This is a genomic window from Streptomyces zaomyceticus, from assembly GCF_014656215.1.
Classification (GTDB): Bacteria; Actinomycetota; Actinomycetes; order Streptomycetales; family Streptomycetaceae; genus Streptomyces; species Streptomyces zaomyceticus.
The window spans coordinates 48989-68800 of record NZ_BNBZ01000031.1; the positions used below are offsets into that span (position 1 = coordinate 48989).

20 protein-coding genes are annotated in these 19812 nt (G+C 70.0%); 12 read left to right on the plus strand and 8 right to left on the minus strand.

From position 1 onward, the window contains the following. Positions 1-107: 107 nt before the first annotated feature. Together IE311_RS29825 and IE311_RS29830 are read right to left on the minus strand one after the other, a co-directional pair. Positions 108-869 (minus strand): bestrophin-like domain, encoded by a 762-nt coding sequence (locus IE311_RS29825; protein ID WP_189834944.1) that lies wholly within the window; start codon positions 867-869, stop codon positions 108-110. A 1206-nt stretch (positions 870-2075) separates the two neighbouring features. Beyond that, positions 2076-2234, minus strand: a complete 159-nt coding sequence (locus IE311_RS29830) for a hypothetical protein (RefSeq protein ID WP_229902249.1) — start codon at positions 2232-2234, stop codon at positions 2076-2078. Positions 2235-2848: 614 nt separating this feature from the next. On the opposite strand from IE311_RS29830, the gene IE311_RS29835 reads away from it, so the two are divergent. Beyond that, entirely contained in the window at positions 2849-3451 is a 603-nt protein-coding gene (locus tag IE311_RS29835) for a gamma carbonic anhydrase family protein (RefSeq protein WP_189834946.1), read from the plus strand. Positions 3452-3521: 70 nt separating this feature from the next. On the opposite strand, the gene IE311_RS29840 is transcribed toward IE311_RS29835, so the two are convergent. Both IE311_RS29840 and IE311_RS29845 read right to left on the minus strand, forming a co-directional pair. After that, positions 3522-4355 carry an NAD(P)H-binding protein gene (locus tag IE311_RS29840; RefSeq protein ID WP_189834947.1) on the minus strand — a complete coding sequence of 278 codons (834 nt, stop codon included), beginning with the start codon at positions 4353-4355 and terminating at the stop codon, positions 3522-3524. Between the two features lie 258 nt (positions 4356-4613). Then, positions 4614-5228: a TIGR03086 family metal-binding protein gene (locus IE311_RS29845; protein ID WP_189834948.1), complete on the minus strand. Its 615-nt coding sequence runs from the start codon at positions 5226-5228 to the stop codon at positions 4614-4616. Positions 5229-5290: 62 nt separating this feature from the next. Here IE311_RS29845 and IE311_RS29850 point away from each other — a divergent pair, with 62 nt between their 5' ends. The 3 genes from IE311_RS29850 (at position 5291) to IE311_RS29860 (ending at position 8614) form a co-directional block, all read left to right on the plus strand. After that, a complete protein-coding gene (locus IE311_RS29850) occupies positions 5291-6247 on the plus strand; it encodes a helix-turn-helix transcriptional regulator (RefSeq protein WP_189834949.1) in 957 nt (318 codons plus the stop codon). A 388-nt stretch (positions 6248-6635) separates the two neighbouring features. Beyond that, the gene (locus tag IE311_RS29855) at positions 6636-7463 is read left to right on the plus strand and encodes a helix-turn-helix transcriptional regulator (RefSeq protein WP_189834950.1); all 828 of its coding nucleotides are present in this window, start codon (positions 6636-6638) and stop codon (positions 7461-7463) included. An 86-nt stretch (positions 7464-7549) separates the two neighbouring features. Next, positions 7550-8614 (plus strand): methyltransferase, encoded by a 1065-nt coding sequence (locus IE311_RS29860; RefSeq protein WP_189834951.1) that lies wholly within the window; start codon positions 7550-7552, stop codon positions 8612-8614. Between the two features lie 575 nt (positions 8615-9189). Here IE311_RS29860 and IE311_RS29865 read toward each other — a convergent pair. Continuing rightward, a complete protein-coding gene (locus tag IE311_RS29865; protein WP_189834952.1) occupies positions 9190-9618 on the minus strand; it encodes a VOC family protein in 429 nt (142 codons plus the stop codon). Between the two features lie 158 nt (positions 9619-9776). On the opposite strand from IE311_RS29865, the gene IE311_RS29870 reads away from it, so the two are divergent. The 4 genes from IE311_RS29870 (at position 9777) to IE311_RS29885 (ending at position 12899) form a co-directional block, all read left to right on the plus strand. Next, on the plus strand, positions 9777-10121 hold the full coding sequence (locus IE311_RS29870) for a hypothetical protein (RefSeq protein WP_189834953.1): 345 nt from the start codon (positions 9777-9779) through the stop codon (positions 10119-10121). Positions 10122-10500: 379 nt separating this feature from the next. Then, positions 10501-10827, plus strand: coding sequence for a hypothetical protein (locus IE311_RS29875; protein ID WP_189834954.1), 327 nt, complete (start codon positions 10501-10503; stop codon positions 10825-10827). Positions 10828-11524: 697 nt separating this feature from the next. Beyond that, on the plus strand, positions 11525-12205 hold the full coding sequence (locus IE311_RS29880; protein ID WP_189834955.1) for a hypothetical protein: 681 nt from the start codon (positions 11525-11527) through the stop codon (positions 12203-12205). A 61-nt stretch (positions 12206-12266) separates the two neighbouring features. After that, entirely contained in the window at positions 12267-12899 is a 633-nt protein-coding gene (locus tag IE311_RS29885) for a class F sortase (protein WP_189834956.1), read from the plus strand. A gap of 300 nt (positions 12900-13199) precedes the next feature. Here IE311_RS29885 and IE311_RS29890 read toward each other — a convergent pair whose 3' ends face one another. Beyond that, positions 13200-13808 (minus strand): TetR/AcrR family transcriptional regulator, encoded by a 609-nt coding sequence (locus IE311_RS29890; protein ID WP_189834957.1) that lies wholly within the window; start codon positions 13806-13808, stop codon positions 13200-13202. Between the two features lie 96 nt (positions 13809-13904). On the opposite strand from IE311_RS29890, the gene IE311_RS29895 reads away from it, so the two are divergent. After that, positions 13905-14300, plus strand: coding sequence for a nuclear transport factor 2 family protein (locus IE311_RS29895; RefSeq protein ID WP_189834958.1), 396 nt, complete (start codon positions 13905-13907; stop codon positions 14298-14300). 169 nt (positions 14301-14469) lie between these two features. Here IE311_RS29895 and IE311_RS29900 read toward each other — a convergent pair whose 3' ends face one another. Further along, positions 14470-15660, minus strand: a complete 1191-nt coding sequence (locus tag IE311_RS29900; RefSeq protein WP_189834982.1) for a spore photoproduct lyase family protein — start codon at positions 15658-15660, stop codon at positions 14470-14472. Between the two features lie 195 nt (positions 15661-15855). Between IE311_RS29900 and IE311_RS29905 the strand changes: the two genes are divergently transcribed. Continuing rightward, the gene (locus tag IE311_RS29905) at positions 15856-16590 is read left to right on the plus strand and encodes a DUF7873 family protein (RefSeq protein ID WP_189834959.1); all 735 of its coding nucleotides are present in this window, start codon (positions 15856-15858) and stop codon (positions 16588-16590) included. A gap of 746 nt (positions 16591-17336) precedes the next feature. Next, positions 17337-17906 carry a TIGR03086 family metal-binding protein gene (locus IE311_RS29910; protein ID WP_189834960.1) on the plus strand — a complete coding sequence of 190 codons (570 nt, stop codon included), beginning with the start codon at positions 17337-17339 and terminating at the stop codon, positions 17904-17906. A gap of 18 nt (positions 17907-17924) precedes the next feature. On the opposite strand, the gene IE311_RS29915 is transcribed toward IE311_RS29910, so the two are convergent. Beyond that, the gene (locus IE311_RS29915) at positions 17925-18245 is read right to left on the minus strand and encodes a hypothetical protein (protein ID WP_189834961.1); all 321 of its coding nucleotides are present in this window, start codon (positions 18243-18245) and stop codon (positions 17925-17927) included. Between the two features lie 418 nt (positions 18246-18663). Here IE311_RS29915 and IE311_RS29920 point away from each other — a divergent pair, with 418 nt between their 5' ends. After that, positions 18664-19797, plus strand: a complete 1134-nt coding sequence (locus tag IE311_RS29920) for a PI-PLC domain-containing protein (protein WP_189834962.1) — start codon at positions 18664-18666, stop codon at positions 19795-19797. Positions 19798-19812 lie beyond the last annotated feature (15 nt).

Consider the following 19812-nt stretch of genomic DNA (forward strand, 5'->3'; position numbering starts at 1 on the left):
GCCCTGCACCGCCCGGACCGGTACCCGCCGCCATGCCGTACCAGCCCACCGCTGCTCAGGGGCCTGGCTGCACGGTGTGCTGTTTCGCGTTCCTTCGCAGTCCCTGGTCAGACCGCGGCGGTGAGGAGGTCGCTCAAGGGCTGGGCGGAGTCCGTTCCGGAGTGGCCGAGGGGCGCGTCGAAGCTCCAGACGAGGAAGAGCAGGAAGACCACCAGGGCGCTGAACGTGGTGGCCATCAGCAGTTCGCGCGCGGAGCGGCGGATCTGCAGGGTGTAGAGCAGGCCGAGGGTGACCAGGGCACCGGCGAGGAGTCCGAACCAGAGGGCTGCGGGAAGGGTGGTGCCGGAGGTGTCCAGGCGCTGGTGACGGGCGTCGTCCGCCGCCGCCACCTGGTCCAGGAGCGGCTGGTAGGCCTGGGCCTGGAGCTCGTCCGCCGGGGTGCGGTGAGCGATGTCGCTCCGGATGCGGCGCAACAGTTCGGCGCCGGTGCCGTCGACGGGCAGGTCGTCCTTCAGGGCGGGCCATTCGGCGGTGACCGCGTGCCGGGCGTAGGCGTCGATGTGCTCCTTGATCTGTGTCCGGAAGGCGGCAGGGTAGACGTCCAGGCGTTGATCGATCTCGTACAAGGCCTGGGCCTCGCGCTGGACGGTGTCCTCGGCCGCGGTACGGGCCTCCCACACGCCGGCGATCGCCAGTCCGAGCACGATGGCGTAGACGACGCCGACCATCATGACCATGTACTCCAGCACGTCCGGTGTCTCGGAGGTGTCTTCGTCGACGGCCACGCGACGATGCCGCAGGACGGTCGCCGTGACGACGAGAACGCAGACCAGGACCGAGGCCAGGGTATAGACGAGCCATTCCGGCATTGCAGAACTCCAGGACGAGCGAGGCGATGTGTAGGAGATGCGGGGGCGGACGCGGCGGGCCGGTCAGGGGCCCGGCGGTCGGCCGAGAGTGAAGAGGGTCAGCCGCGGCCGCGGCGACGGGACCCGGGCCGCAGGGCAGCCGCGGCCAGAACCGCCGGCAGGGTGACCACGACCGTGGACATGGTCATCGAGAGCTTTGCCGGAGCGGGACGGGACGGGCCTCCCGTGTAGTGCGAGCGCGGCTCCCACCGGAATCCCTTGGGCGCTTGTGCCGGGGAGGGGGTGGTGATGCTCGGCACCGGGGGCGCTGGTGGTGCCCACTCGGGGCCGGGTACCGGGGGTGCCGGGGCGGCAGGTTCCGGAGCGGCCTTCGGTGGTGCCGCAGCGGTTTCCGGTGGCGAGAGCGCGGGCGGCCTCGGCGACGTCGGCTCGGGGACCGACAGGGACGGAGGCGGTGGTGACGGCCGCAACGTAGGAGGCGGTGATGTCGGCCACGAGGGAGAAGGAGGAGGCGCCGTGGGCGGCGAGGTCGTCGGAGTGCACGTCGGGCGCGGGTTCTCCGTCTCCGCGTCGCCGTAGCCCATGTCGACCCAAACGTCCGGGGCGCACACCACCAGATGACCGTGGGTGAGGGAGTGGTCCATGATGACGGCCACGTCTGCGTGGTGCGGCAGCGGGCACAGCGCCGCCGCAGCCCCGAGACCGACACTGATCCAGCCACCCACTCGTCATTCCTCCCTGCGACGACCCGAAGTCGGACACGCGTTCAGGGCGCGAGAGGGCGTTTGTACCGCTGCCCTCGGAGCTGCCACTGCGGGTAACGATCATGGGCCTGGCCGGTTACGGAGATCGAGCGTTCCCCCTGCCATCGGGGTGAACACATCGCCATGAGGCCGTACCTCTATGACGAGCGCTTCGTCCAAGGCTGCCGAAACGCCAAGAGCTCCCAGGCCCGCAGCTTGCCGTCCACTCCGTAGAGCACGAAGCAGACGGGGCCGGCGAAGGAGTCGGGGGGATATCTGGGAGCGATCAGGTCACTGGTCGCTTCGCACCGCGCGGTGTCGATGGCCCCCACTGGGTGCCTCGGCAGTGTCCTGGCCGCGCAGGTATCAGCACACGCTCTTGCTTCGAGACTGGCTGGCACGGGCGTGCGCCCGAGTGGACATCCACTCGGAGCCCATCCATCCCGGACTGCAAGCCGCCAGGTCAGTCACCGGTCTTCTTGGTGAACCATCCGAGCGACCGGATGACGGACGCGCCGATGAAGAGGATGCCGAGAGGAACGATCGTGAACCAGACGGGGTCGGCTTTCATGGCAGCGAGCAGGGCGATGGCGCCGACGGCCAGGGCCAGGAGCACGAGCATGCCCAGAAGGACACGAATCTTGGAAACCAATGGAGGACTCTCCCATGTTCAGCTGGGGTCTATCGACTGGACAGCGTCCGCTACCCGTTGGATCGCCGGCGACGGTTGCCCAGCCGGAGGCAGCAAGCTCCCCCGGCATGACACCACGGCTCCGTCGGGGAGCTCACGGGGCGAGCCTCCCATCGCTGCCGTCCGGAGGCGCCAGTAGAACTACGTAATCGATTACGTAGTTCAAGGCGCCCTGCCCGAGAGGGATCACGAGCCGCTCTCGCTCCAACCCGCTTCCACCGCAGCCACGATGCCTTCGAGGATGCCGATGGGCTCCACGGGCGGGATCTCCACAACGAAGACCGCGTCAATGTCTTCTGAGTGGCTGAACGGGTTTTCCTCAGGCCAGAGCTCCAGCGCGGTCGCCTACATGGTCCTCTTGGCGGAACATGTAGGCGACCACGTTGTCGGTGGTCGGTCCCAGAGCAGGACCCGCAGCCGGCTGACCGGCGCAGGGTCAACCCTTCATGAACAACGGAACACTTCACCGGGACCGTCGCCCGCGCGCCGCCGTGTCCTGAGGGATCGGGGTGCGCCGGCGCCCGAGGCGCGGCATGATCGCCGTCATGCTGATCACTCATGAGGGTCGTTCGCCGACCGTCCACCCCACGGCCTATGTCGCTCCGACCGCCACCCTGTGCGGGGACGTGCACGTGGGGGCCGGGTGCCGGGTGCTCTTCGGTGCGGTGCTCACCGCCGAGGGCGGGCCGGTGGAGTTGGGCGAGAGCAGCATCGTGATGGAGAACGCGGTCCTGCGTGGCACCAAACGGGATCCACTGATTCTGGGACGGCAGGTCCTGGTGGGACCCACCTCCTACCTGACCGGCTGCCGAGTCGAGGACGAGGTCTTCCTGGCCGCCGGCAGCCGCGTCTTCAACGGAGCCCGGATCGGGACGCGCTCCGAGGTGCGGATCAACGGGATCGTGCATCTGCGCACCGTGCTGCCCGCCGACTCGATGGTGCCGATCGGCTGGGTCGCGGTCGGCGACCCAGTGCGCATCCTCCCCCCGGACGACCACGAGGGGATCTGGGCGGTGCAGAAGCCCCTGGACTTCCCCGGATACGTCTTCGGCCTGGACCGCCCAGCCGACGGCGAGAGCCTGATGCCGGCGATCGCCGATCGCTTCGGCCGCAGTCTCGGCCGCCACAGCGACGACGAACAGGTCTGAGCCCCGCGTGTCGTCGTACTCCTGAAAGTGCGCACCTGAGTACGGATGAACGCGCTCAGGTACAGGCGATTCAGCGGAAGGCGTGAGCGTTCTCCGAGGCCCACTGCTGGAACGGGCGGGCCGGCGCTCCGGTGACCTGGGAAACCGTGTCGCGCACCATCAGCAGCTCGTCGTTCACGTCTCCGCCGGTGACGTCGAGCACCGCGTCGGCGGCCTCGGGCCCGAAGACCGCGGCCATCTGTGCGCGGGCCTGCCCGCGGCTGATTTCAGCGAAGGGGACCTCCCGGCCCAGTGCTGCCGCGATGGCCTCGACCTGCTGCCGGGCGGTCACCCGCTCTGGACCGGTCAAGGCGTACGTGCGTCCGTGGTGGCCGGGCTCGGTCAGTGCCACGCGTGCCACCGATGCGATGTCGGCGGGGTGGATGGTGGGCAGCGCGGTTTCCGCGTACGGCGCGTGGACGGTCTCGTGGTCACGGATGGACGCGGCCCACATCAGGGTGTTCGAGGCGAACTGTGTCGGCCTCAAGATCGTCCAGGCCATGCCGCTCGCCTTGAGCAGTTGTTCCACCGCCAGGTTCTCGCCGGCGGGGCCGAGGTGGGGGTGGGTCTGGACGGTGATGGACGACACCAGCACGACGTGCTCCACGCCCGCCGGCCGGGCGGCTTCGAGGATGTCGGCGTCCGGGCCCAGACGCGACACAAGAAACAGCGAGCGGACCCCCTCCAGTACGGGCTTCAACGACGCAGGCTCTGTGACGTCGCCCTCCACCGCCTCGACCTCTTCGGGGAAGACGGCCCGGGCGGCATCACAGGTGAGGCCTCTCAGCGGCCCGGCACCGCGTGCGTGCAGTTCCTTCAGCAGGGCGCTGCCTATGTTTCCGGTGGCTCCGGTCACGAGGATCATGGGGGCGTTTCCCGTCGTCAGATGATCAAGTAGGCAACACGCTAGAACCTCAATAACGCTTCAGGTCAAGGAAGCGCCTGGCCCCCGCGGTTGGGCATGTTCATCCTTACTCGGCCGGCCGTGCTCACGTGTACGCCGACACCGTGGGAGGAGCTTGTCTGGTTGGCGGCCCGGCCGCCGCGTCGTGGCGCCTCCCTGCCCGAACGTGCGGGGAGGGCGACCCCAGCCCGGGGCCGCCCTCCCTGCTTCCCGTGCCGACTACGGCTTGCGTCCGCACCACGCCACGAGGCGGTCGATGGCCGGCGCGTCGGCGTCGACGTCCACCGCGGCCCCGAACGGCGCCCCGTCACGCGGCCCGGTGGGCAGCCCGCGCCTCATGGCGGCGTACGAGATCGCCACGAGTTCGGGGTCCCAGTCCGGGAGCTGGCCGGTCGCGGTGGCCACGTCCCAGGTGTGCACGGTGAACTCCGAGGTCCAAACGGCCGCGGCGGCAGCACCCGGAATGCTGCCGAACGGCAGTGTCAGCGTCCGGCCCAGGATCGCTGGATCCGCCCACGCCGCCTCGACGTCACGCACCGCGGCATCCCACGCCTCTTGCCATTCGGTGTCCGCGAGGTCGTCGGCGACCGTGGGAAGGCTCGTCACGTCGCCGCCGCGCCCGGCGAGGGCGATCCGACGCAGCACAGCGACGAGGTGCCCGGCCAGCCGCCGGACGGTGAATTCGGTACAGGGCGTGGGTCCTTCGAGCTGCTCGGGCCGGACGGCGGCGACGGTACGTCCGGCCAGCGCGATCGCCTTCAGCAGGCTCTGGCGAGGGTCGTCGGTGGCGTCGGGGCTGACAGGGGACTGTGGGGTGATCTCGGTGTTCGACATGACCTCATCCTGGAAGCCGAATAGGTCATCTCCTGGCCACTTTCCGGAAGAGGATGGTCGGCATGAGAGCCGATCGCCTGGTGGCCACCCTGCTGTTCCTCCAAACGCGCACTCGCGTGACCGTGGCCGAGGTCGCCGCCGAACTCGAAGTGTCGCCGCGGACCGCACGCCGTGACCTGGAAGCCCTGTCCACCGCGGGCGTCCCCGTCTACTCGCAGCGCGGCCGCGGCGGCGGCTGGCCGTTGGTCGGCGGCGCCCGTACGGACCTCACCGGGCTGACCGCCGAGGAGATCCGGGCGCTGTTCCTGCTCGCGGGCCCTTCGTCGACCACGCCCGAACTCCGTACGGCACTGCGAAAGTTGGTACGTGCTCTCCCGGCCCCGCTTCGTTCGGGCGCCGAGGCCGCGTCGCGGGCCGGCCTCACCGACGGCACGGACTGGTCGCGCGCCGACGTCACGGCCACCGGGCCACACCTCGACGCTCTCCGGCGGGCCGTGGTGGACGGGATCCAAGTACGGCTCGGGTACGCCGGGCCCGGCAAACCCGTGGGCGTGCGAACGGTCCATCCGCTCGGGCTCGTGGCCAAGGCGGGTCGCGACTACCTCGTCGCCGAGACGGAGCGAGGACTTCGGACCTTCCGGCTCAGCCGGGTCGCCTCGGTCGAGGCAACCGGCGAGCCCGTCGTACGGCCGCACGACTTCGACCTTCCCACGGTCTGGCGCTCGTTCGCCGCGCGCTTGGAGGAGCGGCTGTACGCGGCGACGGTGCGAGCACGGGCCGAGCCGGGAGCCATGGCGATCCTGGAGCGGTTGTTCGACGGACGCCTGCGCGTCGGTCCGGTGCTCCCCGACGGGTGGACGGAGATACGGGTCGACGGGCCGACGCCGGAGGTCGTCGCGACACAGCTGGCCGGGCTGGGGGCACGCGTCGAGGTGCTGGACCCGCCGGAGGCAAGGGAGCGACTCGCACGTCTGGCGGTTGAGCTGGCCGGTGTGTACGGACCGCCGGCCTCCGTCTGATCAGGAGCCAGCGTGCTCAACCCGCGACATCCTCCGACGCTTCATTGGCAGGCGAAGGCAGAATCCGCCCCTCTCAAGGAGGACGGGAATGCCGCCTCGCGCAGGGTGATGCCAAGCCCGGCACGCTGCCAGCGGGCGGCGCTCAGTTCTTGTGCACTGCGACCCCGAGCCTTTCGTCGCCCGTCACTACTCACCACGGCCGCGCCGCTCGGCGCGACCCCCCAAGTTCACGCCGCTCTCGTCGGCGGCCCCGGTCGTAGCCGTACGCGCGTCCCCTGCTCACTCGTGCGCCCAGGGCTCCGCCCGACAGAATCGGCGGGACCTGTCTGCCGAACCCGTGGAACTTTCGTACAAGACAAGGCCACTTGACGTCGGCGACGGTAGAGGCATGCGCAGACACGAAGAGGGGGCCACCCTCAAGGATCGCGATGCCGAGAGCGGCTGGGAGGTCGCCCATCCGTTGGGCGGTGCATCCCTCGACGGCGTCCGGATTGCCGGATTCCGTGACCGTATCGCCGCTGGACTGAATCTACGGGTGCTTCCCCAGCCCACCGTGGTCGTCGTGATCGAGCTCGGGGGCAACCCGGTCGCGGTGGAGAGTGCCACCGGACACCAGCCGATGAGAAGCCTCGTCGCCTCGCTCTCCCCCGGCCCGGCCCGCATCCGTGGCGAGCGGATCGAGTGCGTCGAAGTGTGCTTGTCACCCCGAGCCGCCTATGGGCTGCTGGGTGTCTCCCCGCGTGAACTGGACGGGTCCGTCACCGCTCTCGAGGACCTGTGGGGGCGACACGAGCGACGCCTCCGCGAACAGCTGACCGACGCCACGACATGGCACGAACGCCTCGCGCTGACGGACGAGTTCCTCACGAAGCGGGCTGCGGGGGCACCGTCGATGTCGCCCGAGGTCGGCGCGGTCTGGGACACCATCGTGGCCCGGCGGGGCCGGATACGGGTCGATGACCTCGCCGCGTCCTGCGGATGGAGCCGCAAACGGCTGTGGTCCAGGTTCAATGCTCAGATCGGCCTCACCCCCAAGCGCGCAGCCATGCTGGTCCGCTTCGACCACGCTGCCCGAGCGCTCCGCGCGGGCCAGCGTCCCAGCGACGTCGCCCTGGCGTGCGGATATTCCGACCAGCCCCATCTCCATCGCGACGTGCTGGCCCTCGCCGGATGCACGCCGGGCGCACTGGCCGACAGGGCCACGTCCGTCGGATGACCGTGCCCACGCCCGAGAGACCAATTACACCCACCGGCGCCCGCGCCCGTTCATACGCGCACGACCCCACGAAGAAAGGAAACAAGATGGCGAACACCGATGTCCGAGCAGCAGGCACAGCCGACCGGGACGTGATTGTCAGGCTCGCGTTCGGGAGCATGGCCGCGCAAACCCTGCGCGCCGCGGTCCGGTTGAGGGTCGTGGAGTTGATGGGCGATACGCCACGCCGAGCCGCCGATGTCGCCGTCGACGCCGGAGCCGAGCCCCAGCCCATGACGCGGCTGCTGCGCGCCCTCGCCGGGCTCGGCCTGCTGCGGGAACACACCCCCGATTCGTTCTCGGTGACCCCCACGGGCGCGCTCCTGGACCCCGGCCACCCCGACTCGCTCACGTCGTTCGTGGGGATGTTCACCGAGCCGGCGATCGTACGCGCCTGGGAGCACCTGGACGACAGTGTCCGCACCGGCGACATCGCGTTCGACACCGTCTTCGGCACGGATTTCTTCAGCCATCTCGCCCAGCACCCCATTCTGTCCGCCCAGTTCAACGCGGCGATGAGCCAAGCCGTCTCGGAGACCGCCGCCGCGCTGCCGTACGCCTTCGACTTCAGCCGGTTCACCACCGTCACGGACGTCGGTGGCGGTGAGGGAACCCTTCTGGCCGGTGTGCTGAGCGCCCACGCGGGTCTCACCGGCGTGGTCTTCGACACGGAGCAGGGGCTGGCCGAGGCGCCGAAGACCATGGCGCGGCACGGGTTGAACGGGCGATGCTCGCTGATCGCCGGGGACTTCTTCCGTTCGGTCCCCGAGGGCTCGGATCTCTATCTGATGAAGAGCGTTCTGCACGACTGGACGGACGACCAGGCGGCCACAATCCTGAGCCACTGCCGAAAGGTCCTGCCGCCCGGCGGTCTCGTTCTGATCGTGGAGCCCGTACTTCCCGAGGTCGTCGGCACCGGCACGGATGCCGATGTCACCGACGGCGGAGTCACGTACTTGAGTGACCTCAACATGCTGGTGAACGTGGGCGGCAGAGAGCGCACCCGCAAGGAGTTCGAGGAGGTGTGCCACAGGGCGGGCCTGTCCCTCACCTCGGTCACCCCGCTCACGGAAGCCGCACCGTTCTCCCTCATCGAGGCCGTGGCCCGTTGACATCACGACATCGTGCGGCGGTGCTTCAGGCGCCTCAAGCGCGACGAGGCATCGCCACCCGATGTGACGGGACCACCCAGCCCTACAGAGCGGCTGTCGCCCTCGCGTCGCTCCCGATGTGGGACTGACATTTCGACGACGACTCCGCTGATGGCCAGGGGCGCACTGTGGCGGGCGGCAGGCGCCTTCGGCCATCCACCGGCGTGCCCGATGCGCGGTTCGTAGTTCCGGAAGCCGAAGAGCTCAGGGGATCCGGTCTCGACCCCGTCGTGGAGGGGCACGAGGAGCTGCCGGGGGTGGGGAGTGTCGGCGGTCGCGGTGGCCTCGGCCGTCCGGGGTCATGGCGGTATCGCCGGAGGTACCTGGGGGCCGGTCGGGGCGGATACCCCAATGCGGCTCGGAATCGACTGCCAGGGTGGCGGGGCCAGGGGCGCCGGGAGCCGGGACCGGACAGGAGCTGGTCGAGGAGGGGCGTAGGCACGGAAGCCGAGTGGCCGCGGGTCCGCGGCTCGTATCCACAGATCCGCGGACCAGGCCCGGGCGCCGACCTCGCACAGCAGGCGCCCTTCCAAAGGTCAGGAACCCTGCCGGGGCGGGCCGGAATCGATGGCGGACATCGTGGCAAGAACGAAGGCGTGACCACCGGGGTCGGTGTACCGGCGCACGTCCGTCCGCCGGTCGGTCCGAGTTCCGTCGCGCTCGGCGGCGATGGGGCGAGCCCCGAGCGAGACGGCCTCGCGCTCCGCCTCGTCCAGGGCGTCCGGGGTCACGAAGATCTGCAGATGAGCCTGCTGGGAGTCCTCGGGGCGCGGCCAACTCGGCGGCGCCTGCCCGAGGTCACGGCGGATGCCGAGCACCACTCCGGTGTGGCCGGAGACGAGGAGCAGGTCGTGGTCGTCTCCCGCAGGTTGCACGGTGGCGCCGAGCAGGGCCGCGTAGAAGCGCGCGAGGGGTTCCGGGTCGGTGGAGTCGAGGACGAGGACGCTGGTTTTGAGGACAGGCATGTTTCCCGTCTGCCCCGCGGGTCCGTGGCCATGCTCCCCAGTCAGCGACAGAGGCTAGGCGCCCGGGGCGCACGCCAGGTGCACGCCGCCGCGCCCACGTCTTTTCCCGGCCGCCTCTTCAGGTCGCGTGGCACCGTCGATGTGCCAGGCTGGGACAGGTGACGGCTGATGAGCGGCAACCCGGCAGAACCTCTGACGGACGGTACGTGATCATCAACGGCAGGCGCTGGCGGGCAACGGATCCCGAGGTTCCTGACGACGTCGCCGCACGCTTGCGTTCTCACCTCATGGCGGCGCGTCGTGCTGTGGCCACCGCTCGGCGCGCCGAGGACGCGGAGGCCGAACGCGCCGCACGGGCCCGTGTGCACACCGCGAAGGTCGCTCTCGGCGAGCGCGGAACGCCGTGGTGGGACCAGCCCGAACCGGAGCGCCGCGCCCGCTGGAACGAGGGGCTGACGGCTCTCGACAGGGTCGGTGGCGAGGAAGCCACTGCCGAAGGATGAGCCTCGTGTTGATCGAGTGCGCGACGCCCGCTGCGTACTCGGCCTCATCGTTTTCCCAAGCCTGAGACATGAACGCAGCGAGCCAGGTGTGGTCCTCCCGGATCTCGGACTCAGCCACGGCACGAAAGTGCAGGTAGATGCTCACTACGACGAATCCCTCAGCTCAAATGACCCACCTGCCAGGCCGGACGGACAGAACCTACTCGAAGACGCTGACAGCCACGTGTCGGCGGCGGCGGGGGCGCCGTCGGAAGCGGGGGCCGAGCGGCAGACATCGGTAGCGGCATCCAGGGCCCGCCCGCCGAGGCCGGCGCGGCACTCGTCAGGCCCCACCGCCCCTCTTCGCCCCGAACATGGGGCGCTTTCGTACCCTGGGGCCATGGACGACTACCTCCCGCTGCTCGTGGTCGCGGCCGGGCTCGCCGGGACCGCGGGCCTGCTGGCCGGGCTCGCGGCCGTGGCGCGCCGCCGGGGAACGGCCGGCGTGGCGATCGGCGCGGCGATGGCGGCGCACGACGAGGCCTTCCGCGTCACCGCGCACGAGTCGTACCACGAGATCAGGACCCAGACAGCGCGGAAGGCTCCCGTGCTCTCGCCGGACGGCCCATGGGCCGGCACGGAGCCCCTCCCCCGGCTTCGCGACGCACAGCGGGCACGCCGTCCCCGCCGCCGCTCCCGCTTCTTCCGCCGGCCGCGAAACCGCTGACCAGAGAGGCGTTCCACGGCCTGCGGACGCGCCGTTGACGACGCTGCTCCGGCTGAGGTCGTCCACGTACGGCTCGCCCGGGCCGTGGCAGCCGTACGACGTTTCGTCCGGCTGATCGCGCCGGTGGAAAGTCGTGGACCGCCGTTTGCCATGCGGCGGCAGACGGCGTAACTGACAACTGTGCGGGGTCGATTGGACTGGTGAGGCGGTCCTGCGCCTGCGTCTCGTGTTGCAGCGGGCGGCCCGTGACCCGTCGGAGCGCGGTGAGAGTGGTCTCGGTCCTCATGCGTTCCCAGCCTGCCCTTCTGCCCGGGCGTCTCCTCTGGTCAAGGTGTCAACTACACGACTCCGCAGCTGCATTGCTCGCGCCGGCCCTTCCAGGGGTATGGAGTTCCGCCGTCGCCACGGAAGGGTGCCCTGGGGGTCCGGGACCAGAGGTGCTGCCAGTGGTCCCGGTCCGGCCGGTTCCCTTCGCCGCATCCATGACCGGCAGGCGGCTTCCGCCCCCTCCCCTCGCCCGACGACCGGAGACCGGAGGACCGCTCCCGCTCCTGGTCAGGCCCCTGATCGCGCCTGTCCGCCAGTCAGGTGGTTCTGGCGATTCAGGGCGCCGCCTCCGTCGTTCTCGCCGATTCATGACTTCTGATGAGCCGAGGCTCATAAGTATGACAATCAGACCACCTCGAAGGAGCTCACCATGTCTCTGTCCACCTCGCTCCGCCTGCGCGGCGTCCGTACCGGTGCCACCGCGGCTGCCGCAGTGGCCGTCGCCGGAATCACCCTGGCCGGGGCGCCGGCCGCCCATGCCGCTCCCGGAGACAGCGGCGACCTCAACGTCCGATCGGCGGGATGGCACTCGCAGGGCCAGGACGGGGTCCAGGTCTGTGCGTTCACGCTGGTCGCCAACAACTTCGAGTCGCTTCCGGCAGTCCCGTGGACGATCACGGCGCAGCCGCCGACCACGCCCCCCGGTGACACCCTGGTCAGCACGCTGCCGCTGATCAACGGCGCGGGACGCAGCGAGCGTTATCTGCTCCCCGAGGGCACGTACCAGCTGGTGTGGACGGTCCCGGCGGGCCCGAAGCACCGGAGCTTCAAGGTCGACTGCGCCACCCGCGCCTCGGGTCAGGGCCCCCAGCGCCCGGCGCGCCCGAGCGGCAGCCCGGCAGCGGAAATCGGTCCGGGCTCCGACGCCCGCCAGCCGTCCGGTGCGGTACCCGCGGGCGGTGGCGGCGTCCCGGACCTGGAGAGCCTCAGCGCCGAGGGTGACTCGGGCATCGGCTCCACCGTCGGAGTGACCGCCGGTATCACGGCCGCGGTGGCGGCGCTGGTCATGGTCCGCCGGTCCGCGATGCGCCGTGCCCGTAACGAGGCATAACGCTCACTGTCGGCCTCCGCGGCCCCTGCGGCGGGGGCCGAGCCGGATGGTCCGTCTCAGCATGACACTGTCGGTGACCTTCGGCGTGCTGGGCGGCATCCTGTCCGCCTGCTCCGGGTCGTCCGACGAGCCCGGGGCGGCGACTGCCGCTGTCCGCGCGGATGACGGCGCGGGCGGCGGCACCCCGCCCGCGCCGTCGCAGCGGACCGCGCCGGCGCCGCCCCTGGTGCGCTCACCGCCGACGACCGTCGCCGTACCCGTCATCTTCATCGAGGCTCCCATCCGTCCTCTGGGCCTGGACTCCCAGGGGCGGCTGGGGGCGCCGCCCCTGAGCAAGCCGATGACGGTGGGCTGGCACCGCCGCGGGCCCGCACCCGGGGAAGTGGGCACAGCCGTGCTCGTCGGCCACCGTGACACCCTCACGGGACCGGCGATCTTCCTCAACCTCAAGGCGCTACGGCGAGGGGACGCGGTCGAGGTCACCCGTGCCGATCGCCAGGTCGCCGTCTTCTCCGTCGACGAGGTGAAGACGTACACCAAGGAAGCATTTCCCAGCAACGAGGTGTACGGGCCCAGGGGCCGAGCGGAACTGCGACTCATCACCTGCGGCGGGCGTTTCGACAAGAAGAGCGGATATTCGGCCAACGTCGTCGTCTTCGCCCACCTGACCGCGTCGAGGTCCCGGTCGGTCTGAGCAGCAATCGCCGTTCGTCAGGCGGATCACTTGGTGTTCCTGCCGAAGTGGGACAGCCTGCGCCCGGTCAGGTTCAGGCAGCGCCCGGTCATGCTCAGGCATTTCGCGACAGTGCCATCCACTCGTCGCAGACTGCCTCCGAAGAAACCGTGCGTCTTCCCGGAGGCCCTACGAGAGGCCGAGCGGCCCGCACCCTCTTGACGCGGTGCGGGCCGCTCGCCATGGCACGTGCCGGTCGGGCCCTGGCTGTGGAGCGGGGTGCCGCCGGCCAAATCGTCGGTCGGGGCTTCCGATACGCCCTCACGGCGCTGTAGCCGGGTCCGCGGTTGCAGCGGCCGGGAGCCCGGCGTCGACGATGTGTTCGGCGAGTTCGCGGGCCGCGGCGGCGGGCGGGCGGTCCTCGGGGCGAGCCGCACCGGCGGCGAGAAGGCCGTCGACGAGGATGAGCAGTTGGTCGGCGGCGAAGGCGGGGCGCGGGTGCCCGAGGGCGGTGAACTCGTCCGTGAACAGACCGTGAAGGGTATGCCGGTAGGCCCGTGTCACCTCGTGGCCGGGATGCTCCTGGTCGGTGAGCGCGAGGTCGGCGGCGAGGTAGCGGCAGCCGCGGAAGTCCGGGCCTGCGGCGATGCGGCCGAGCTGGTCGACGACCGCGAGAAGCCGCGTCCGCGGGTCGTCGCCTGCGGCGTCCATGGTGGCGCGGTACTTCGCCACGTCCTCGGCGGTGCTGCGGCGCAGGACCTCGGCGATCAGACCGTCCTTGCCACCGAAGTGTTCGTACAGGGAACGGCGCGCGACGTCCGCCGCCTTGAGCAGGCTGTCCACGCCGACACCGACACCGTGTGTGTAGGTCAGCTCCTGGGCTGCGAGCAGCAGGCGTTCGCGGGGGCCGGGTCTGACGGAAGCGGTCATGGCGTGATTGTGCCAGCGCTTGACGCGATAGATCAATCGGTCTATCTATTTCTGCAGACAGTAGATCGACTGGTCTATCTCGTTCGAGGAGGCGTCATGTCCGTGCGCAGCACCGCCGAAGTCATCGACCGTTTCAACCGCGCGTTCACCGAGCGTGATGCGGCCCTCCTGGCCGATCTGGTCGCCGAGGACTGCGTCATGGAGAGCGTCCAGCCCGCGCCGAGCGGGGAGCGGGTCGTCGGACGAGAAGCCTGTACGGAGTGGTGGACGGCCCTCGTCGACGACCCCGCCACGCAGTTCACCCCGCAGGAGGTGATCGTGGCGGGTGACCGCGCGACGATCGTGTGGACCTATCGCTTCGGGGACGGCACCGACCAGTGGGTGCACGGCGTCAACGTCATGCGCGTGACGGAGGGCCGGATCGCGGAGGCCCTCGGCTTCAGCAAGACCGCCGGCGAGGTTCCGTTGGCCTCGGAGGCCGACGTCGTATGAAGCGACCCTGAAGCGCCGGAGCCGATCCCGGCTCCGGCGCGGTCGTACGACCCATGACCTGCTCCCACCCACATCGCGACCCGGAATCACGGGGACGGGCGGCCGACACCAGCGAAACAGGGGCCCTCTCTTCGGAACCTGCCGTTACCGCCCCATCGTGGGGCCAGGGTCAGAAGGCGTAGCGCACCCGCATCCACGGGGCTCGGTCCTCGATCAGGCGGGCCAGTGCGTCGACGGCCTGCGCCTTGGTGGCATTGCGGTAGCGCACGTTCCAGCTGCCGTTCTCGGAGCGCTTCGGCTGCTGGATGTCCGGACGCCACAGAGCACCCTCCGCGCGCGGGTGCCAGCCGAGATTGACCTGGTGGAGGTCCTGGTTGTGGGTCAGCAGGATGATCTCCGCCGCCGCCTGGTCCTTGACCCGCTGCGGGAGTACGTCGTCCATGGCCCGGAGCAGATCGCCCCAGGCCTGTTCCCAGCCGGGGCGGATCACCACCGGTGAGAGGTTGAAGTGCACCTCGTACCCGGCGTCGAGGAAATCCGCCGCGGCGGCGATACGGTCCGGTACCGGACTGGTCCGGATGTCGAGGAGTCGGGAGTCGTCGGGCGGCATGACGGAGAACCGGATCCGGGTACGGCCCTGTGGATCGAGTCGCAGCAGGTCGGGGTTGACGAACTTGGTGGCGAACGAGGCCTTGGCCGTGGGCCAGCGCCGGAACGTACGGATCAGGTCGGCGGTGTTGTCACTGATGAGGTCGTCGACCGAGCAGTCGCCGTTCTCCCCGATGTCGTACACCCAGGCGTGCTCATCGCATTGGTTGGGTTCCTCCTTGCGTCCCAACCCCGCGATGTGGCGGCCCAGAACGCTCAGGACGCGCTCGACGTTGGTGAAGACGGTGATGGGGTTCGCGAACCCCTTGCGCCTCGGGACATAGCAGTACGCGCAGGCCATGGCGCAGCCGTTGGAGAGTCCCGGGGCGATCCAGTCGGCGGAGCGGCCGTTGGGCCGGACGCCGAAGGACTTCCGCTCACCCAGGACGAGGGTCTCCCGCTTGACCCTCACCCACCGCTCCACGTTTCCTTCGTTTCCGTGCAGGTGCGGGATGCGCCAGTGGGAGGCCGTCTCGATGAGACGCGCCTCGGGAAAACGCGCGATGATCTGCCGCCCCCGCAACGAGTCCGCGGCGGCCGGCTCGGCGTGGATCTCCTCCACGTCGAGCAGCCTGCGCGCCTGCGGCCCGTCGTGGAACCGCCGACCGTCCGCACCTTCGGTCGGCGTTGCGGCGGCGGCGAGGTCGCCCATGCCGAACAACCCGTCGGCGTCGTCCCCCGGCTCCTCCGGGCCTCCGGAACCCAGTCGCATCACCACTCCACTGTCACCCACGCCACCACCGTCCATGCGACCGGCCAGGCCGAACCACCGCGTGTACGCGTGGGGCCAGCTTAGGGAGGGGAGCCGGCAATCCGGTGATCTCGGCGGGGCGGTCGCCCGGCTTCCGGAATCTCGCGGTGGAAAATCGTTCGATCAGTCGTCCCTGCTCGTTCTAGAGTCGGCGACGTGGCAACGAAACTCAATCAGATCATCGCAGTGGAGAAGGGCGTCAAGTCCAGGGCGCACCAGGACCTGACGGCGGCCCACCACGGCCTGCAGAAGCCCGCGTTGCTCGCCGGCATCTCCCGTACGTACCAGCCGAAGGACGAGGAGGGCGAGCAGCTGCCGCCCGAGTCGACGCTCGTGCAGGTGAAGGCGGAGGACGCGCTGCGCGACACCGCGCGGGCGCTGACACGGCTCTTCGATGTGACGGCCACCAAGGACTGGGCGAACTGCGAGGCGCGCGCCGACGTCATGGTCGACGGACGGGTGCTGGTGGAACGGGTGCCCGTCGCCTACCTGCTCTTCCTGGAGAAGCAGCTGACGGACATCAACACCTTCGTCCGCAAGCTTCCGGTGCTGGACGCCGCCGAGTCCTGGACGCAGGACCCTTCGACCGACTCGTGGAAGACCGAGGTCGTCCGTACGGTCCGTACGAAGAAGGTGCCGCGCAACCACGTCAAGGCGGAGGCCACGGACAAGCACCCGGCGCAGGTCGAGGTGTACTACGAGGACGTGCCGGTCGGTTACTGGACCACGGTGAAGTTCTCGGGCGCGCTGCCCGCCCGGCGTGTCAACGAACTGCTGGAGCGGGTGGAGAAGCTCCAGCAGGCGGTGAAGTTCGCCCGTGAGGAGGCGAACGGCTCCGAGGTCACCGACCAGCGGGTCGGCGACGCAGTCTTCGGCTACCTGTTCGGTTAGCCGGGGCACCACAGACTCCCCGGTCGCGCAGAGCGGTCGGGGTGCGCGAGGAGCGCAAAGCTGAAGCTGAGCCTTGTCGTGACATCCGCGGTTCCAGTGGAGGTTCGAGTCCTCCTCCCGGCACTTCCTGCCGGGATGGCCCAACCAGGCAGAGGCAGACCGCGGTCAATCTCAGACTATTGCTCCAGACTCAGCATGCGCCGCTCATCGCCGGATCGACCGGGCCCGGGCCCTGGTGCGTCGAAATGCCAGTTCGAATCTGGTCCGCCGAGCTCGATCGGCGGTGGTCCAAAGGCAGGACGCGACGCAATGACGAATGACCCGGGTTCTCAAGTGTGCCGACGTGTGATGTGAGCGGCATCCACAGGGTCCGGGGGCAGGCTACGCCCTCGGACCCGCTCCTTTTCTCTCATCGCCTGCCGCACTTGTGAAGGCAGGAGCACGTCGCTGCTCGTACGTGCCTCGCGTCGTCGTCGGCACGTCCCCGGCCCAAGGGTCCGGGTGGGAGACACCCTCGCAGTACACCGACATGGCATTCACCAGATACGACCTGGTCGTCGTCGGCCGGGTGGGAAGGCGCGTCGAGCAGGGCTTGGTGGTTGTCGGCCGGGGCAGCGGTCCGCGAGCTGCCCTTCGCGTACCGCCCGAAGTGCTGGTCGCAGAAGACGCGGGCCGGCGCGGCCCCATCCGATGACGTGTCGCGAAAGTTCAAGACCGACGCGGGCACAGTCCCTAGCGTGGGCTGCATGAACGAGATCCATGCACACCTCGCCTGCACCGCCGCCGAGGCCGCCCGGGCCACCCGTGGCATCAGCCCGGAGCAGCTCGACCGGCCCTCCGTCTGCGCCGGCTGGACCGTTCGCGAGCTCGCGAACCACCTCGTCCTCTACACCGCACACGGCCTCGAACACCGCGCCTCGCGCACCCAGCTCCCGGACGAGCTGGTCGCGCGCGACTTCACCGCCGACGCCGACTGGCCCGAGCGTTACGCGGCTCAGCTCGACCGGGCGCTCACGGCCTGGGCGAAGCCCGAGGCGTGGGACGGCGACATCGACCTCGGTGGCGGCAACATGATGCCCGCCGGCGAGATCGCCGCCATGCTCGTCGCCGAACTCGCGCTGCACGGCTGGGACCTGGCCCGCTCGACCGGGCAGGCGTTCACCCTGCCGGAGGACACCGGCACCTACCTCCTCGACGTCGTCGAGCGCTATGCCGAGATGTACCGCACGTACGAGGGCTTCGCCGTCCCGGTTCCGGTGCAATCCGACGCCCCCGCCTTCGCCCGCGCCCTCGCAGCGAGCGGCCGCACGCCCTGACACCCACCTCCGCGGCCGTCAGAGTCCAGTGGCGTCCCTGATCCTCTGGACGACGGCCTCGAGCGCGGCAAGCCCACCGTCGCGCCGCCTCGCGCGCGCGGCCCGGTCGTGCGGCACCAACCGTCCAGCCACCTCCACCGCGCAGGCATCCGGGTCGCCGAACGCATCCCTCGGGTGCTCCCCCGTCTCCGCGCAATGCGCCGTGACGTCCTTGACCGCCTGGAGCACGATCGGCCGGTCCACACCGGGCTGCATGGCCAGCCGCACCTGGAACCGCGCCATCCACCTCTCGCGGTCCTTCTCCCGTGCCGCCTCGGCCGTCTGGTCATTCTTCGCCACGTGCGCTCCCACTTGCTCGGCAACCCTCCGTCACCAAGCTGGACGCCAGGAAATCGACCCGGGTTGCCTGAGCGGGAAGTCCACCGGTCCACCACGCGGGCGGTGACGGCAGATGGACCGGCACTGCTCGTCGCGGATCGGGTACGGTCACGGGTCCGCGCGCGTCCTGCGCGTGCCGGCCGGCGCCGCGGACGCCGTACGCGGCGGCCCGGAGTCCTGCGCCCGTCGGCGGGAGGCGTTCAGGATGCGTCCGGCTGACCGGTGGTTCAGTACCTTCGGCCGCCGGAGGCCGCGGAGGTGACTCGCCGAGGGCCGGCGGCGGCCCCTGGCTCCGCTCGTCGATGCCGCCGGGAGCGGCGGGAGACCGCGTCGTATCAAACAGGGTCGAATCGGCTGTCGGCACGCTACGCTCACGTCCATGCCGAACGTGAACATGTCATTATGGGGCACCCGCCTCGGCGCGGCCCCGCGGTTCGGACCGCGGTCGGTCGGGACCACGTCCTCGAGGAGACCCGTCCGGCTCTCCTTCACCCTCCTCCTTCTGCTGAGTCTGCTGAGCCTCGGGGCACCGTCCCCGGCCGGCGCCGCACCGCCTCCACCGGCCCGCTCCGCCGCGACGGCCGCGACGGCCGCGACGGCGAACGGCGACCCCGTGGCCCAGGCCCAGGCGCGCTGGGGCGACCGACGACTCGACCAGGTCTCCTTCCTCGGCGCCCACAACGCGTTCACCAACTACGAGGACTCCCGGTGGAGTTCGGTGTCGCAGTCCGAATCCATTCGCCACCAGCTCGAGAACGGCGTGCGCGGTCTGAGCCTGGACACCCACTGGTACGAGCGGAGCACCTGGCTCTGCGTCATCAGCTTCGGCAGCGACTGTTACCCGAGCGACGTCTACCTCTGTCACGGCGAGTGCAAGACCTTCGCCGGGGTCACCTACGCGCTGCCTCGGCAGTCCTTCCAGAACAGCATGCAGACGGTGGTCGACTTCCTCGCGGCGAATCCCCAGGAGGTGGCGACCATCTTCCTGGAGGACTACGTCAGCGCCCAGCAGCTGGGAAGCGCGCTCGGCCGGGTACGCGGCCTCGAGCAGCTGCTCTTCCGGCCCGACGCGTGGAACGTACGCCAACAGGGGTGGCCGAGGATGACCGACCTCGTCGGCTCCGGGAAACGCCTGCTGATCTTCAGCGACGCGCCTGACCGTGAGCACCTGGGCGTCATGTACGACAGGGCCTGGACCGTCAGCAACTTCTGGAGCCTCGGCGACCTCGGCAACGACGTCTCCTGCGTGAGCCGGTGGGCCGACGTACCGCTGGACCGTCAGGAGACTGGCTTCCGGCGGCTTTTCACCATGAGCCACCATCGGAACGTGCCCACGCTCATCAACGCCGCCCTCGACAACGGGGCCAAACTGCGGGACCGAATCAACGGACAGTGCCGCCCGGCGGCCGGCGGCCGCGACCCGAACTTCGTCTCGGTCGACTTCCACCGGACATCCGACAGCAGCGGCCACACGCCGGCCTCCATCGTCACGGAGCTCAACGCCCGCAACTGAGGCCTCACGCCGGTG

Excerpts from the sequence above, each read along its gene's own strand:
- IE311_RS29825 (WP_189834944.1), bottom strand. The coding sequence starts at position 869 with ATGCCGGAATGGCTCGTCTATACCCTGGCCTCGGTCCTGGTCTGCGTT.
- IE311_RS29830 (WP_229902249.1), bottom strand. The coding sequence starts at position 2,234 with ATGCTCGTGCTCCTGGCCCTGGCCGTCGGCGCCATCGCCCTGCTCGCT.
- IE311_RS29835 (WP_189834946.1), top strand. The coding sequence starts at position 2,849 with ATGCTGATCACTCATGAGGGTCGTTCGCCGACCGTCCACCCCACGGCC.
- IE311_RS29840 (WP_189834947.1), bottom strand. The coding sequence starts at position 4,355 with ATGATCCTCGTGACCGGAGCCACCGGAAACATAGGCAGCGCCCTGCTG.
- IE311_RS29845 (WP_189834948.1), bottom strand. The coding sequence starts at position 5,228 with ATGTCGAACACCGAGATCACCCCACAGTCCCCTGTCAGCCCCGACGCC.
- IE311_RS29850 (WP_189834949.1), top strand. The coding sequence starts at position 5,291 with ATGAGAGCCGATCGCCTGGTGGCCACCCTGCTGTTCCTCCAAACGCGC.
- IE311_RS29855 (WP_189834950.1), top strand. The coding sequence starts at position 6,636 with ATGCGCAGACACGAAGAGGGGGCCACCCTCAAGGATCGCGATGCCGAG.
- IE311_RS29860 (WP_189834951.1), top strand. The coding sequence starts at position 7,550 with ATGGCGAACACCGATGTCCGAGCAGCAGGCACAGCCGACCGGGACGTG.
- IE311_RS29865 (WP_189834952.1), bottom strand. The coding sequence starts at position 9,618 with ATGCCTGTCCTCAAAACCAGCGTCCTCGTCCTCGACTCCACCGACCCG.
- IE311_RS29875 (WP_189834954.1), top strand. The coding sequence starts at position 10,501 with ATGGACGACTACCTCCCGCTGCTCGTGGTCGCGGCCGGGCTCGCCGGG.
- IE311_RS29880 (WP_189834955.1), top strand. The coding sequence starts at position 11,525 with ATGTCTCTGTCCACCTCGCTCCGCCTGCGCGGCGTCCGTACCGGTGCC.
- IE311_RS29885 (WP_189834956.1), top strand. The coding sequence starts at position 12,267 with ATGACACTGTCGGTGACCTTCGGCGTGCTGGGCGGCATCCTGTCCGCC.
- IE311_RS29890 (WP_189834957.1), bottom strand. The coding sequence starts at position 13,808 with ATGACCGCTTCCGTCAGACCCGGCCCCCGCGAACGCCTGCTGCTCGCA.
- IE311_RS29895 (WP_189834958.1), top strand. The coding sequence starts at position 13,905 with ATGTCCGTGCGCAGCACCGCCGAAGTCATCGACCGTTTCAACCGCGCG.
- IE311_RS29900 (WP_189834982.1), bottom strand. The coding sequence starts at position 15,660 with ATGCGACTGGGTTCCGGAGGCCCGGAGGAGCCGGGGGACGACGCCGAC.
- IE311_RS29910 (WP_189834960.1), top strand. The coding sequence starts at position 17,337 with ATGAACGAGATCCATGCACACCTCGCCTGCACCGCCGCCGAGGCCGCC.
- IE311_RS29920 (WP_189834962.1), top strand. The coding sequence starts at position 18,664 with ATGCCGAACGTGAACATGTCATTATGGGGCACCCGCCTCGGCGCGGCC.